This is a genomic window from Neobacillus niacini (assembly GCF_046591715.1).
In the GTDB taxonomy this organism is placed as follows: domain Bacteria; phylum Bacillota; class Bacilli; order Bacillales; family Cytobacillaceae; genus Neobacillus; species Neobacillus niacini_L.
Map to the genome: position 1 here is coordinate 160,468 of NZ_JAWVNQ010000002.1, position 14,604 is coordinate 175,071.

The 14,604-nt window shown below is 41.4% G+C and carries 13 protein-coding genes; 9 read left to right on the top strand and 4 right to left on the bottom strand.

Annotated features, from left to right (window positions below):
* The first annotated feature begins 5 nt into the window (after positions 1-5).
* The 3 genes from SFC47_RS08150 to SFC47_RS08160 all read left to right on the top strand — a co-directional run bounded on the left by SFC47_RS08150 (position 6) and on the right by SFC47_RS08160 (position 4,561).
* Complete coding sequence (locus SFC47_RS08150; protein ID WP_411253774.1) at positions 6-899, top strand: GNAT family N-acetyltransferase; 894 nt, start codon at positions 6-8, stop codon at positions 897-899.
* A gap of 60 nt (positions 900-959) precedes the next feature.
* Positions 960-1,370, top strand: a complete 411-nt coding sequence (locus SFC47_RS08155) for a hypothetical protein (RefSeq protein WP_411253775.1) — start codon at positions 960-962, stop codon at positions 1,368-1,370.
* A gap of 143 nt (positions 1,371-1,513) precedes the next feature.
* The gene (locus SFC47_RS08160; RefSeq protein ID WP_411253776.1) at positions 1,514-4,561 is read left to right on the top strand and encodes an efflux RND transporter permease subunit; all 3,048 of its coding nucleotides are present in this window, start codon (positions 1,514-1,516) and stop codon (positions 4,559-4,561) included.
* 139 nt (positions 4,562-4,700) lie between these two features.
* Here the strand turns inward: SFC47_RS08160 and SFC47_RS08165 are convergent, their stop codons facing one another.
* Entirely contained in the window at positions 4,701-5,129 is a 429-nt protein-coding gene (locus SFC47_RS08165; protein WP_411253777.1) for an ester cyclase, read from the bottom strand.
* A 266-nt stretch (positions 5,130-5,395) separates the two neighbouring features.
* Here SFC47_RS08165 and SFC47_RS08170 point away from each other — a divergent pair, with 266 nt between their 5' ends.
* Complete coding sequence (locus SFC47_RS08170; protein ID WP_411253778.1) at positions 5,396-5,728, top strand: DUF5658 family protein; 333 nt, start codon at positions 5,396-5,398, stop codon at positions 5,726-5,728.
* 114 nt (positions 5,729-5,842) lie between these two features.
* Here SFC47_RS08170 and SFC47_RS08175 read toward each other — a convergent pair whose 3' ends face one another.
* Entirely contained in the window at positions 5,843-6,508 is a 666-nt protein-coding gene (locus tag SFC47_RS08175; RefSeq protein ID WP_411253779.1) for a hypothetical protein, read from the bottom strand.
* A gap of 153 nt (positions 6,509-6,661) precedes the next feature.
* On the opposite strand from SFC47_RS08175, the gene SFC47_RS08180 reads away from it, so the two are divergent.
* The 5 genes from SFC47_RS08180 (at position 6,662) to SFC47_RS08200 (ending at position 10,931) form a co-directional block, all read left to right on the top strand.
* Positions 6,662-7,183, top strand: coding sequence for a DUF6241 domain-containing protein (locus SFC47_RS08180; RefSeq protein ID WP_411253780.1), 522 nt, complete (start codon positions 6,662-6,664; stop codon positions 7,181-7,183).
* 188 nt (positions 7,184-7,371) lie between these two features.
* Positions 7,372-7,842: a hypothetical protein gene (locus SFC47_RS08185; RefSeq protein WP_411253781.1), complete on the top strand. Its 471-nt coding sequence runs from the start codon at positions 7,372-7,374 to the stop codon at positions 7,840-7,842.
* Positions 7,843-8,042: 200 nt separating this feature from the next.
* Complete coding sequence (locus SFC47_RS08190) at positions 8,043-9,017, top strand: ring-cleaving dioxygenase (RefSeq protein WP_411253782.1); 975 nt, start codon at positions 8,043-8,045, stop codon at positions 9,015-9,017.
* Between the two features lie 250 nt (positions 9,018-9,267).
* A complete protein-coding gene (locus SFC47_RS08195) occupies positions 9,268-9,726 on the top strand; it encodes an RNA polymerase sigma factor (protein WP_411253783.1) in 459 nt (152 codons plus the stop codon).
* Positions 9,726-10,931, top strand: a complete 1,206-nt coding sequence (locus SFC47_RS08200) for a hypothetical protein (protein ID WP_411253785.1) — start codon at positions 9,726-9,728, stop codon at positions 10,929-10,931. The genes SFC47_RS08195 and SFC47_RS08200 overlap by 1 nt, the downstream gene beginning before the upstream one ends.
* A gap of 38 nt (positions 10,932-10,969) precedes the next feature.
* On the opposite strand, the gene SFC47_RS08205 is transcribed toward SFC47_RS08200, so the two are convergent.
* Together SFC47_RS08205 and SFC47_RS08210 are read right to left on the bottom strand one after the other, a co-directional pair.
* The gene (locus SFC47_RS08205) at positions 10,970-13,009 is read right to left on the bottom strand and encodes a molybdopterin oxidoreductase family protein (RefSeq protein WP_411253786.1); all 2,040 of its coding nucleotides are present in this window, start codon (positions 13,007-13,009) and stop codon (positions 10,970-10,972) included.
* Positions 13,010-13,187: 178 nt separating this feature from the next.
* Complete coding sequence (locus SFC47_RS08210; RefSeq protein WP_411253787.1) at positions 13,188-14,252, bottom strand: HupE/UreJ family protein; 1,065 nt, start codon at positions 14,250-14,252, stop codon at positions 13,188-13,190.
* Positions 14,253-14,604 lie beyond the last annotated feature (352 nt).

Here is a 14,604-nt window from a genome sequence, read left to right on the forward strand (position 1 = left end):
GCAAAATGAAGGTTGAAGCGTTAGGTCAAGAGAGAGTTCAGGACTTTATCGAGTATTGTAAGAAGCATCGGGGTGAGGTGGATGATTCTTATTTGTATGATTTTGAGCTGCGGGATTTTCGGGTTGGTGAGGATGCTCCTACGTATATACTTACAAATCAGCAGGGGGAGATTCTAGGAGCTGTATCGCTGGTTTTGGATGATTATCATAAACGCGGAAAAAGAGCGCGTTTTCGAATTTTTCATTCAGAAATTGAGGATGTACATTGTTATCAGCAGCTGCTGCAGGCGGTTTTAAAACATACAGCAGACCTTGACAAGGTTTTTCTATTTGTTCCAGTTATGAATAAAGTATTGGCCGAAATGATTGAGAACTTGAACTTTTCTTTGGAAAGATACGCATTTCTCCTCGTGAGGGAAAACCTTGATGTACCTTCAGCCAAGCTTCCAGATGGTTATGAACTTAGACCGTTTCAGCAAGGGAAGGATGAAGAATCTTGGTCTAAGGTACGAAATGCAGCTTTTGCTACGCTTAAAGGCAGTGAAACACCGATTACAACAGATGGTGTAACAAAGCTGTTAAACGATGATGATTACATTGAAGGCGGCATGATGCTTCTTTTCCATGAGGGGAAACCTGTAGGAGTGATAAGAGGAGCAGATGATAAATATGAGAATGCCCCTATTATGAATATCGGACCGGTGGCCGTCCTTCCTGAGTACCAGGGGAAGGGACTAGGAAGAATTCTACTGAGGGCGGCGCTGCAGTTTGCGAAAGAAAAAGGTTATAAACGAAGTATCCTTAGTGTGAACGGAGAGAATGAGCGGGCAAAGGCTCTATACATTCAGGAAGGCTTCAAACAGGTAGAAGCTGTTGCTTGTTATCAATATTTTTTATAGAATACTGCTCTGCAAAAAAGGTATTTTTCCTGCTGTATAGTTAGGAGAAATACCTTTTTTGTGCTGAAAGCCAATTTTTCAAAGACTCCAGATTATTACCATCCAGATTTATTTATTTCAAAACGTTCCATATCCGCCGAAGTTCCATATGCTTTAATTATAAGGGGTGAAAATGTAATGAAAAAAGACCAATTTGACGCAGAAACATTAAAGCATATTAGAAGCCGGCTGGATACCGTTTATGCAATTGCCAAGAAAAATTACAATGACAACCCTGAATTGATGGATACAATTGAGAATTTAACTCAAATCGCTCTTATGTATACGAATCTTAAACTGCAAGAGGTTAATAACCGCGAAGAAAGTGCCAGTCCTCAAGGATACATCCTTTCAAAATTGTCGAACTCCTACTCTAGAATGACAGAGTACGAAAAACAAAAGGTAAAAGACTTTCCAGAATGGAAACTGTAATATGCCTGTTAATTAGGCGGGGCCTAAGAGAAGTGCTGCCAGCACTTCTCTTTTTTGTGCTTTAGAAATCATGTTTATTTTAATAAGGTTGGAAAATAATGATAGGTATAGATAATTTTTTTCTTGGTGGAAGGGGCGTTTTGATGTGGATTAGTAACTTTTCGATTAAGCGGCCGATTTTTACTCTTGTTACGATGTTTTTTGTTTTGATTATGGGTGGAGTTTCCCTTTTTAATATACCGATGAAGCTGATTCCGGAGATTAATCCCCCAGTAGGAGTGGTCGTTACGATGTATCCTGGTGCCAGTCCTTTGGAGGTAGTCGAGAAGGTAACCAAGCCTTTAGAAGAGAATCTTGCCACACTGCCTGGGATTAAAACCATGACCTCTACATCTCAAGAAGGGGCGAATTTCATTTTAATGCAATTTTCCTGGGCGACCGATATTGATGAAATTCAAACTGAAGTCCTGCAGCGCCTCGATATGACGCCGCTATCTGATGACGTCGGCAAACCGCGGTTCCTGAAGTTTGATCCCTCGATGTTTCCGATTATCCAGTTATCTCTGCGTTCTGAAGGTGATGAAACCTCTTTAAGGGAGCTTGCGGAACAATTGAAGGTCGAGCTGGCCAAGGTTGTCGGAGTGGCGAGTGTTAACCTGTCCGGCACCTCCGTCCAAGAGGTAAGAGTTGAACTGGATCAGGAAAAGCTGAAGAGATTTCAACTAAGCCAAAGTGATATTGTCGACCTCATCAAAGCCAATCATATCTCGATGCCGGGTGATACGATTTTAACAGAAGGAAAGGAGTTAACAACTAGAATCATCAGCACCATACACTCACTTGAAACGCTGAAAGATCTGACCGTAACTCTCAATCCGTTAACGGGTGAAAGGATAAAGATGCAGGACATCAGTACGGTAAAGCTGAAGAAACTAGACGACCGGACCATCACCAGGATGAACCAAAAGCCTTCCGTGCTGCTCAGTGTGCTGCAGCAATCCGATTCCAATACGGCTGCGGTATCAAAGGAGTTCCTTAAACAGCTGGACAAGCTCCTGGAAAGAGAGAAGTATAAGGGAATTGAAACCGAAGTCCTTTTTGACCAAGGGGATTTTATCCAGATGGCTGTTGGAAATATATCGACTTCTTTGCTCCTTGGCGGGATATTGGCGATGGCAGTGTTGTTCTTATTTTTAAAAAATATCAAAAGTCCGCTCATAATCGGGATTGCGATTCCGTATTCGGTTATTGTTACATTTGTTCTCATGTATTTTGCAGACTTCACCTTAAACATCATGACGCTCGGCGGGCTGGCGCTTGGAATTGGGATGCTCGTCGATAATTCAATTGTCGTTATTGAGAATATTTACCGTCACCTATCAATGGGAAAAGAACCGAAAGAAGCAGCGAGAGAAGGAACGAAGGAAGTTGGGACGGCGATCACTGCTTCAACCTTAACCACGGTGTCTGTTTTTTTACCGGTGGTGTTTATTACCGGATTGATTGGGGAAATGTTTACAGAATTTGCACTGACTATTTCCTTTAGTTTATTCGCGTCACTAGTGGTGGCTTTGACAGTGGTACCGATGCTTGCGAGCAGGCTATTAAAAAGGCCAAAAAGGAGTTATCTAAACAGGCGGCATAAAAACAGCTGGATAAAAAGAATTGATAAAGGGGTACGCTGGTCTCTTGGGCACCGCAGCGTCGTTATCATCATCACAATCGTTTGTCTAGGTTTGAGTGTGTTTGGCTTGACGAAAGTGGGGACACAATTTTTGCCGAGCACCGATGAGGGATTCTTTAGCGTTCGGATTAAACTGGAAAATGGTGCGGCATTAACAGAAACACAAAAGGTTGTTTCAGTGCTCGAGGAACAATTGGAAATGGAACAAGAAATCGACACCTTTGTAAGTTTAATTGGCACCACACAGGAAGGGACCTTCAGGGGAACAACGAATGCCGATGAGGGTGAGCTTTATATTAAAATGGAGGAACTTAAGAATCGGGAACGTACGACCTTCCAATTTGTGGATGATGTAAAGGGTAAGTTAGTGAAGGCAGCGGTGAAGGCCAATCCGACTGCGGAGTTATCCTTTATTATGCAATCCTCAACAGGGTCGAGTCCGCATACGCTGTCTTTTAGTGTCAGAGATACCAATCCAGAACGACTAAATCAGTCTGTAGATAAGATTTATAATAGGTTGAAAAGCTTAAAAGAAGTGAATGAACTCACTACAGATTTAATGGATAGAGTGGATGAAATTCAGATTAGTGTTGATCGTGATGCAGCATTAAGGCATGGCTTAGTCCCTGCTCAGATTGCGATGATTGTGAACGATGTGACCCGCGGTTCGAGGGCTGCAAAGATGGTTTCGGAAACGGGTGAGATTCATAGTATTTTTGTTCAATACGACCGGGAGATTACGAGTAATCTTGAACACCTGAAAGGGCTCCTTGTGAAAAAGCCAAACGGCGGATATGTGTCGTTGGGCGAGGTTTCAAAGATTGAAGTGAAAAACGGTCCCGTTGATATTCAAAGGATTAACCAGCAGGGGGCGGTGCAGTTTACTTTAAAGTATAAGACAACTACTAATTTAGGGGCGATATCAAAGAAGGTCGAGCAGGAGATTGATTCTCTGCACATTCCAGATGAGTCGGAGATTGTTTTTAGCGGAGAGAAGGAGCTGCTTGATTCGTCTATCGATGAGCTGATCCTCGCGCTTATTCTTGCGATAGTGTTTATTTATCTTGTTATGGCTGCGCAATTTGAATCACTGAAATACCCATTTGTGATCATGTTCAGCGTGCCATTAATGGTAATAGGAGTGGCACTCGCCTTGACTAGCACGATGAGTCCTATCAGTCTGACAGTTATCATTGGCGTCATTGTACTTGCTGGAATTGTCGTCAACAACGCCATCGTCATCGTCGATTTTATCAATCAGAAAAAAGAAGGCGGAATGGCCTCATATGACGCCATTGTAGAATCCGTAAAAGACCGGGCGAGGCCAATCTTTATGACCTCCCTCACCACCATCCTTGGGCTCATCCCGCTCGCCCTTGGAATCGGTGAAGGAACCGAAATCAACCAGCCCATGGGAATAACCGTCATAGGAGGTATGGTCAGCAGCACCCTCCTAACTTTGTTCGTCATCCCAGTCATGTACAGCATTATAGACCGTGGGAAATAATGAGGCGAGTTTGGGAAATGGTGCCTGTCACCGCTCGTGGACACTTTCCACCTCAGGCGGACACTTCTTTTTAGTCAGGAGGAGTTCAGGCGGAAGTTCTAAAAGAAAGGCTCAGAGTCTTCGACTCTGAGCCTTCCTTTTAATATATTTCATGGGTATTTTTGGTCAGTGCTCCTAATTCATAGAGAATGGCAGCGTCGCTGTTTTCACACCAAAGCTCTTTCACTTTTCCATTTTCAAATGTAAAAATCATGATTCCGGTTTCCTTTACACGCTGATCTTCTGAAGCGATATTGAACCAGCCGCCTTTATAGGTCATCCAGCCCGTGTAACGAACGACTAATTTATTTCCTTGCTCAATGAAATCATCGATCACCCACTCATCATCCTGAAAAACGGAACGATACCATGTCATGAACTCCTTCATCTTTTCTCTCGAGTTGTCACCATTTCTAGAGTGATATAGAAAGTCAGGTGTTGTCAGTTCATCTAATACATCGAGTTTCCCACTCGTAAAGTACTCTTGAAACCATCTTTCAGCAATTCTCTTTTTTTCAATGCCAACCATGTATGTACCCCTCCAAGACTTATATATATCTATAATTTAACATAAAATGACAGTTAAAAGTCGATTAAAGTAAACGCCTCCATTCGAGTTTTCTTTTACCTCATCGACTCTATTCGTCCGTTAACGCTAAAACACAAGGAAATTATCAAGATTATAAGATGTTGCTTAGGTTGGCACGTTGATATGAAGGGGATTATAGGGGAAATTGTCTATCGATTATCACTTAATTAGGAAGGAGAAGACACCGTTAAAAAGGAATTAGTAATATGTTCGTTATTAGGAACAAACGAGGTGAAGGTTTAGTGGTTTTCCTATTTCATTATTTATCGCTCTTAAATATTTTTGATGCCTTTATTACCTTCTTTGGATTGGAAAATTCCTTAATAGAAGAAATGAACCCACTGATGAGACGCATCTATGAAGCAGACCCGGCGTTGTTTTTAATGACAAAGCTGGCATTTTCTCTGTGCCTTTATTTGTTTATTATTTTTAAAAAGGTACCTGCCACCTCCCTTACAAAGGGACTTACTGTTTTTGCTTCCAGCTTTTATACCATCATTTTTTTCCTGCACTGTTACTGGCTCTTTGTCCTCATTTAAAGGTGTCTTTCCTATCTAATTGGAAGGCACCTAACGTATCATGTTTTTTTACCTATTTCAGTTTATCTTTTGTTTATCAAAAAAAAATGCCCCAAGTTTTCCAACGGGACAAGTTCATTCATAAGGCTGAAGGATTTTGTGCTTAAGAAATTTCGCATAATCTTTTGTAATCACAAGGCTGTCTACGGGACCACCGCATGTAGAAATCCCATCTGAAAACCGCATGTGTGAAATCGTGGTCTCGACAATGAATTCGGCAAAGTCGATGGCATCCTTTAGAGGCATCAGCTTAAAATTCAGGGTAGTGTCCCTGAGAAGTCTGCTAATGGGCTCCGTTTCTCCGAGCCAGTTGGCCGAATAGGTAATCTTCTTTTGGGGTTCATTGAAATTCTTATGAATAATAGAGTCCTTATTCACGAGGTACACATATGGAACATCATGATCAAACCCAGCTATATAAAAGGCTACCTTATAGGAACTGTACTCGTAGAACAGGTAATCTTTCAACTTCTCAGCGATTTCCGGTATGGAATTTGTCACCTTCACCTGGCCCTTATCAAATATGTGCAGGAAATCTGCCACAGTCCTTCCCACGATTAGGGCATCGCCGCAGAATGACACACCTACGGTTGAATTCCTGATAAGAAGCAGCTTCTGGGCATGATCAGAAAAAGTAAAGCGCTCAACCACACCATTTTCCCGCGTATAGGTCCCTATTAATCTACTATCTGCAGTCATCGCAATCCCCTCTGGAACACAAACTACGGATATGATTGTCATCAGTTTCCCTCCTTCTAGTAATAATTCTATTTTTTTAATAGATATCCTTGCAGAAAAAATAAACTACAAGTAATTGCCATAATTTTGTATAATTAATAGAAATTAGAATTTTGAAAAAATAGATTAATAAACTTAGTATAGGGAGTGTGCTGCATGAAGAAATTAACTGTGACGGGTTCTATCATTGGGATACTAGCCTGTATGGTAGGAGTCTATTTTTATTTAGGTTATGACAGTGGAATGAAATTCAACTTGAAGAAAAATGATCCTGTTACAGCGAAAGAGGCACAAACAAAAATCGAAAAAGGTTTTGAGGCACCAGTGTCAAGCAAAGTAAGTGAAGAATATGAAAAGATGACCGAAGAGGAGCTCATCCAAGAGGTTCACGACATGACTCATCAAAAGGTAAAAGCAGACAAAAAATGGGGGGCCTCAGAGATCACCGGTGATAAAGTACAGAAGATCTATGAAGTAATACAATCCAAAGACTTTAAAAAAAGCAAAAACAAAAAAATGCTCCTGGACATCCTTGAACCCTGGACCAGAAAAGACTTCAGCAACGCTGTAAGCGCTCACAACAAAATATGGTCCTACCAAAAAGGAAACATCGGCAAAGCCACCAGGCTCCTCACCCCGCAAGAAGAGCTGGAATACATAATGGAGGAGTTTAGGTGATGAAGTGTGGTGTCCATTGTGCTGCCAATTGTGGTGCCTGTCACCGCTCGTGGACACTGTCCACCTGAGGCGGACAGTGATGATTGAGATATTACGTCTATATTGGTAAGCAGGGTAACTTGGATAATATTTGAATGGATTTGGACATAGTCTGTAGTGTAGAAGAGTCTGTACTAAAGGAGAGACATATGTCTAGAAAATCCGCGCGGGTAAAAGGTCTTGCAATGGGAATGGTGCTGCTTGTCTGTATCATGACTGTTTTTCTGCTTATTAAGGGTGCATGGTTTTCACCAGATAAAGAGGCAGCTGCTGTGGTGGAGGAATTTTATCTATTTGAGCAAGAAGGGGAATTCTCCTCATCTTGGGAGCTTTTTCATTCAAGCATGAAGGAAAAGTTTAATAAAGGAGACTACATCCAGGATCGTGCCCATGTGTTTATGAACCACTTTGGTGTTGAAACATTTGACTTTATCATTGGAGAACCTGAAAAAATCGACCAATGGAAAATGTCCAAAACTGGACCTGCCATGAAAAACATATACAAAATCCTCGTCACCCAAACCTACAAGGGGAAATATGGTAACTTTAACCTTGCACAAGAAGTCATCGCAGTGAGAGAAAAAGATGAATGGAAAATTGTCTGGGACTATAACCAGTAGGGTGCTTGTGGTGTTGTTGGTGGTGCCTGTTAGTGGTGCCTGTCACCGCCCGTGGACAAATCACCCTTTTTGTCCACGTGGGATGGACAGTGTGACGAGCAAAGTGCCGGAGGTTGACGGCGAAGCTTTGCTTGATTATAATTATCTTGAATTCGAGATATTACTAATAACATTATGAAGTTCACTTAGGAGGCCATTTTATGAAGCTGTTAGGTTTACATCATGTTTCAATCTTAACGGGCAAGGCGGAGAGGAACTTTCAATTTTATACAAAGATACTAGGTTTGAGATTGGTTAAGAAAACGGTGAATCAGGATAATACAGAGTCTTATCATTTATTTTATGGGGATGCGAAAGGAAGTCCCGGCACAGAAATTACCTTCTTTGATATCCCAGGGCTGGGGCATACCTATCCAGGGGTTGGGAGCATTTCTTCAACCTCACTTCGAGTCGAGGATACTGCGGCACTTCATTATTGGGAAGAGCGTTTCAAAATGTTTGGAATCCAGCATGGACAAATTGAGAAAAGGAACCATCGCGATTCATTGGCTTTTCAGGATTTTGAGGGAACGAAGTTAATTCTGGTTGCGGATAATGGGGAAGCTGGGGTTCGCCCTGGTGTTCCTTGGGATAAAAGTGATGTCCCTGTTGAGCATGCCATAATTGGTTTGGGTCCTGTAACCTTGACGGTGGCCAATCCAGAGAAAACGGTCCAAGTGTTAACCGATGTGATGGGCTTTAACCAAAGTGGAAGTTATCCATCGCTCGCAGGGAATTTCCCTGATATTCAAGTTTTTTCAACAGGTGAGGGCGGCTCTGGTGCTGAGGTGCACCTTGAAACGAGACCAGATTTGCCTAGGGCACGAGCTGGGCGGGGCAGTGTCCATCATGTCGCCTTTCGAGTCCCGAACGAAGAAGAATATGAATATTGGGCAAAGAAAATCGCACATTCTGGACTGATGAATTCAGGTAAAGTCGAACGTTATTACTTTAAAGCCCTTTATTTTAGGGAACCGAATCATATCCTCTTTGAATTATCAACCGATACCCCGGGCTTTGATGTGGATGAGCCAATTGATACATTAGGAGAAAAGCTTGCGCTTCCGCCATTCTTGGAACCCCGCCGGACAGATATTGAAGCAAAATTACGGCCATTAGATTTAGAACAAATATAACATTGAGACAAGGACCAATTTGGGACTTGTCTTTTTCTCTTGGCACAATCACTTCTTCTATATTAATCTATAGAAAAATCCACTTATAAAAAATTTTTTAAAACTTTTTAAAATTTCTCCAACACTTTTCTTTCCTCAATCGTTATCTTACTGAAAGCGGCAAAAAGTAACGGGAATTCTCAAAGCGAGCAATTTATTTTTTCCCAAAAAACAAAATGAAAAAAAGTGAGTGATCCATGTGAATGCGGGAGTGAGTGATTTATATGAAAAGTTAAAGGATGATTTGTTACGCTTTGCAAAATCCATTGCCAGGCATGAGCAGGAGGCCCTTGACCTGATTCAGGATGCAATGGTTAAGTCGCTTAACGAACCAAATTTGCTTAGTTTACCAGTATATAAGCAGCGTGCATGGTTTTTCCGGGTAATGAAAAACAGGCTGATTGATGACAGGAGAAAAGAGCAGCGCTTAACTCAGTGGGAGGAAGACTTTGATTTTTCTATTCAAGAGGCTGGTGTCAGTCATTTGGAAGTCACGGAGTTACTTGCCCGCCTGCCGCAAGAATTAAGTGATCTTATTTTTAAAAAATATTGGTTAGGTCTTTCAAGTCAGGAAATTGGCGAGCAGCTAAAAATACCCGCGTCGACAGTACGCTACAAGCTTCATCTCGCTATCAAGCGATTAAGAACGATATTGGAGGAGGAAAAGTGATGAGTCAACGAATTGGAAATGTAGGATTATTAAATTTGGTGAATGCAACAGAAGAAAGTATCAAAGAAATTGAGCGAATTGAAAATGTAGGGCTTGCGATTTATGGAAAGGAAAATGCGCATCTGTTAACAAAATTAAATATCGGAAATATCGGAGCGAGTTTAGAAATACCAACTGGATCCCGCCTGTTTAATGGAGTTCTTCATCTGGATCAAAACTACCTGTCAGGAATCATGGAGCCAGTGTTTCTCTTAGTAAACGGCATTGTTATTATTGATAAAAATGTTCAGGCAGACCAAGTTCAAGCGGGGCAATTAACGATGCTGGTGAATGGAAAGGTATATTGTCCGTCCCATCTTACGGGTATTGCAGGCAGAATGCTTTCAAAAGGCAATGGTGCGGTGGAAACTTATGAAGGTGAACCACCTCGGTTAGAAAATGGTAAATTCACGCTGACGAATTCGTTCTTACAATCGATAGATAACTCTTTATATTTAGTGGTGAATGGCCTTCTTTCATTTGCTCAGGACCTTAATACTGATCTGTTTAACGAGAAAATCAGCAAGTTAGAAGTGAATGGGAAAATCTCATTATTTGAGAATCAAGAATCGTCTTTATATAAAAAAGCAGCTTCATTAACTTCATGTGTCGTTGAAGTGATTCCTGATGGCTATGAAGTTTTGACAAAGCCGCTTCGCTTAAATGGCCGTTCCATTCGGAGATTCCAGGAGAAAAACTGGTTTACAAATAAACCAGTTATGATCGAGAACGACGTTACAAGGGATATGCTAACGAAAGCAATCAAAAAAATTCACTCTACATCCGTGATTATTTGTCATGAGGAAGTAGAAGATCTTGTCTATGAGCGATTAAGTCTTATGGAAACAGAGGTATTACCTTATGAAAATGGTTTTATTGTCATTGAGGGAGAAGAGGTTTGGTCGAATGATCAATTCCTTGCTCTAGATCAGCCAGTTTCCATTATTGTCAAAGGCAAGCTCACTCTTGATCAGGATGTTAGCGAAGAAGTGCTGCGTTCAAAAATAGCAACATTAGATGTCCTAGGTGATGTAGTCGTCCGCGAAAAGAAACTAAAAGGCACCCTTCATAACATCATCCGGCTGAATACAGGAACAGTAGAAGAGGAAAAAGGCAAAGAAGAAGCAGAAGCCACCCTACAAAACATCGGCGAACTTTCACTTTAATACAACAGGCACCGCCCTTGGGCGGTGCCTGTCACCATTTATACATCACTGTATATTTTCTCAACACTGACTCTCCCGGAGAAGAAGGTTGCTCCGCCGCCCATGTCGGCGATTCTGTCGGGTGTCAGGGTATTGACGAGTTGCATAGTTCCTTCTAGATCTGACCAGAGTCCTAGGGTGGCGACTACGCCTGGCAGGACGTTTTCGCCTACACTTGCCTTTAAGAGACATTCCCCGCGCTGGTTCCAGACGCGCACCTGATCTCCATCCTTAATGCCTGAAGCGGCAGCATCCTTCAAGTTCATATGCAAGCGCGGCACCTTTTCCAGAGTGATATGTTTTTGATTATTTGAAAAAGTAGAGTTTAAGAAATTATGATTAGGTGCTGGAATAAAGTGATAGGGATGATCCCCGTCTACTACAATTGGGATATATGTAGGCAGCGGTGGATATCCATTTGCTTTCATCCGCTTTGAATACAACTCAATTTTCCCGCTCGGTGTCCGTAATTTGCCCGGGAACAATGGTTTTACTTTCGCTTTTACAAACTGCTTCTCGGCCAAAGTTGCATAATCCAGACCTTCCAAATAAGGATTAGTCTTAAAATCTAGTGCTTCTGCTATCATTTCTTCTTCACTTTCCTCAAAGGCTGAATCCTCAAACCCCATCCCTTTCGCCAGCAGACGGAAGAGCTCGACGTTGGATTTTGACTCTTCATAGGCCTCAATAACTGGCTGCTGTATTTGAATAAAATGATGCCAGTAAGAGGTGTAAACATCTGTATTCTCAAAGGAAGATGTTGCAGGCAGAACAATATCAGCATATTTGGCGGTTTCGGTTAAAAATAAATCATGGACCACAAGGAATAAATCCTCACGACAAAGACCCTTTCGAACCTTAACCCCTTCTGGTGCCACTACAGCAGGGTTACAACTATAAACATAGAGTGATTTTACAGGAGGGTCTAACTTGAGCAAAGCATCACCAAGCTGATTCATGTTAATGACCCTTGTCTGTTTATTACTCAATAGACGAGGACGCTGCAGTTTCATGGTATTGAGTGCTAGATAACCTGAGTTCCCCTTGATCGCACCGCCGCCTTTCTTGAGCCATTGACCTGTCAAAGCCGGCAGACAGGAAACCGTACGGACAAACATCCCGCCATTATCATGATGCTGTGGTCCGTTTCCAATTCGTATAAAGGAAGGTGAGGTATGCCCATACATTCTAGCAAGCTTGTAAATATCCTCAACAGGAACCCCGGTAATCTCTGAAACTGTCAAAGGATCATATTGAATCACATGCTCTTGCAGCTCCTCATACCCAACGGTATATTGCTGTAAAAAGGAGGAGTCGACTAAATTTTCAGCAAATAAAATATGCATAATTCCAAGGGCAAGCGCGCTGTCAGTCCCTGGTAAAATCGGAATAAACCAATCTGCTAATCTGCCAGTTTGATTTTTATGAACGTCAATGACAACAATCTTTGCGCCATTTTGTTTACGGGCTTTTTGTGCTAATGCAACCTGATGCATGTTGGTACTAACTGCGTTTATTCCCCAAAAAATGATAAGTTTGGAATGAATACTATCCTCGGGATCAATCCCGAAACTGCCCCCCATCGTATATCTGTAGCCGACTGTACCGGCAGAAGAACAAATACTTCGATCAAGCTGCGATGCTCCCAAGCGGTGAAAAAAACGGCGGTCCATTCCCTCGGCGTTCAACAGCCCCATGTTTCCATAAAAACTATAAGGCAGAATACTCTCGGGTCCATCAGTTTCTATAAGTTTTTGCCACCGAGAAGTAATCGTTTCAATTGCTTCGTCCCAGCTGATTCGTTCGAATTTACCCTCGCCTTTTGCACCAACCCGCTTCATCGGATACTTTAATCGGTTCTCATCATAAATCCTGCGCGTCATATTTCGAACCTTGTTACAAATATTCCCCTTCGTTACCGGATGCTCTGGATCGCCCTCAACCTTAACAACCCTTCCGTCCACCTTATGTAAAAGCAAACCACATTGGTCTGGACAATCCAGCGGGCAAACAGCCTTAACAATCCCATCTCTTTCCATAATAAGTCCATCCCCTTTCAGTGGCACTATCTCGGTGCCTGTCACCATTTATACATCGCTGTATATTTTATACCATCATATGACAGGTTTTTGAGTGTAGCAAGTGCATAAAAGGAAAAGGACGATCTTGATTCCCTTCCATAAAAGGAAATCAAAATCGTCCTGGTCTCAGGTTTGTTCAGGAGAATATTCTTTCTATTAGCCAGAAGCCCCCTAGTGCTGCTACGATGATTGAAACTGCTTTGATAATCAATCCCGAGGATTTGAGCTTGAACATATAAGTTAGCAGTGGTAGAACGAGTAATACTAGTGCTAATTGGACAACTTCAATTCCAATATTAAAATTTACTAAAGCGAGAGCCAAATCGCTTTTAGGAATATTCATTTCTTTTAAGATATTCGCAAATCCAAGCCCATGGATTAAACCAAATAGGAAGGTCAAGCCCCAGCGGTGCCGTATCTCTTTTCTAAAAATATTTTCAAGCGCCACATACACAATACTAAAGGCAATGACAGACTCAACAAACCGTGACGGCAACGTTATCACACCTAACACAGCGAGACTTATAGTAATGCTGTGGGCTATCGTAAAGGAAGTAATGATTGCTGCATATTGCTTAAATGTCTGTTTTCTTAATAACAATGCCAATAAAAATAACAAATGATCATAACCGGTTAGGATATGAAGCATTCCGAGCTTGAAAAAGGAAAACCACGATGACGTAGAGGTTTCTACGATTGGCGCTGCTTCGGGCTGCTCTTGATCGGGTGCCGATTGATCACCACCAGGTTGAACCTCACCATCTGGTGACTGTTCTTCTTGATTTTCAGTCAGGAGAATGGTCCATGTTCTTTCCTTGCCTTGCAAGACGGATGTACCAGTTGCCCCCTCATATTCAAAGGAAATGAAATTTGCATAATTGGTATCGGGATCGTTTGTATACAGCCCGTCATTTAGGCTGATGGTATCACCAGGCACAAAAACAGGGTAATTCATATGAAAGGTGAGAAAATTCTTACCTTCCTTTTTCTCGAGCACCATCTTTTTTAGTTCAGGCTCTTGTTGCTGATTGTTCTTATCTAATGACAATACATGATGGATTAACTCTTCTAACTCTTCCTCATTTTTTTGTACCTCTGTTTTTTCTAGGTCTTTATTCTCATTTTCATCAATACCTTCAATTAACTCAATAATGGATAATGTATCGATAGAAAAAGTGAACTCGGTTTTTTTATTATCCATTATTATATTGGTATAACTTGTGCTATAAGCGTGGGCATGCACGAAAGAAGGAGAAATCATAAGAAATAATAAAAAAGTGATGATAAATCTCAATATAATTCTGCTATTAGCGGATGAAGTATGGTTTTGTCTAGAGTTGATGAAAAAAGAAGACACTGAATAACCTCCTGAATTAGTATGGCAGTATGGTCAATGCACGCTGGAAAATAAAAGAATTCCTTCTTACTATAGTCACATACTACCTTATTTTATATACATAAATGATTATGCTGTAAACAATAATCTGTATTTTTCCATCATTTGAGCTATTCCTTTAGTTCTAAAATTTTTGTAGAATACTAGCGTAATAGAT

Coding starts and splice junctions, on each gene's coding strand:
- SFC47_RS08150 (WP_411253774.1), top strand. CDS start 6: ATGAAGGTTGAAGCGTTAGGTCAAGAGAGAGTTCAGGACTTTATCGAG.
- SFC47_RS08160 (WP_411253776.1), top strand. CDS start 1,514: ATGTGGATTAGTAACTTTTCGATTAAGCGGCCGATTTTTACTCTTGTT.
- SFC47_RS08165 (WP_411253777.1), bottom strand. CDS start 5,129: ATGGTTGGCATTGAAAAAAAGAGAATTGCTGAAAGATGGTTTCAAGAG.
- SFC47_RS08170 (WP_411253778.1), top strand. CDS start 5,396: ATGTTCGTTATTAGGAACAAACGAGGTGAAGGTTTAGTGGTTTTCCTA.
- SFC47_RS08175 (WP_411253779.1), bottom strand. CDS start 6,508: ATGACAATCATATCCGTAGTTTGTGTTCCAGAGGGGATTGCGATGACT.
- SFC47_RS08180 (WP_411253780.1), top strand. CDS start 6,662: ATGAAGAAATTAACTGTGACGGGTTCTATCATTGGGATACTAGCCTGT.
- SFC47_RS08185 (WP_411253781.1), top strand. CDS start 7,372: ATGTCTAGAAAATCCGCGCGGGTAAAAGGTCTTGCAATGGGAATGGTG.
- SFC47_RS08190 (WP_411253782.1), top strand. CDS start 8,043: ATGAAGCTGTTAGGTTTACATCATGTTTCAATCTTAACGGGCAAGGCG.
- SFC47_RS08200 (WP_411253785.1), top strand. CDS start 9,726: ATGAGTCAACGAATTGGAAATGTAGGATTATTAAATTTGGTGAATGCA.
- SFC47_RS08205 (WP_411253786.1), bottom strand. CDS start 13,009: ATGGAAAGAGATGGGATTGTTAAGGCTGTTTGCCCGCTGGATTGTCCA.
- SFC47_RS08210 (WP_411253787.1), bottom strand. CDS start 14,252: ATGGATAATAAAAAAACCGAGTTCACTTTTTCTATCGATACATTATCC.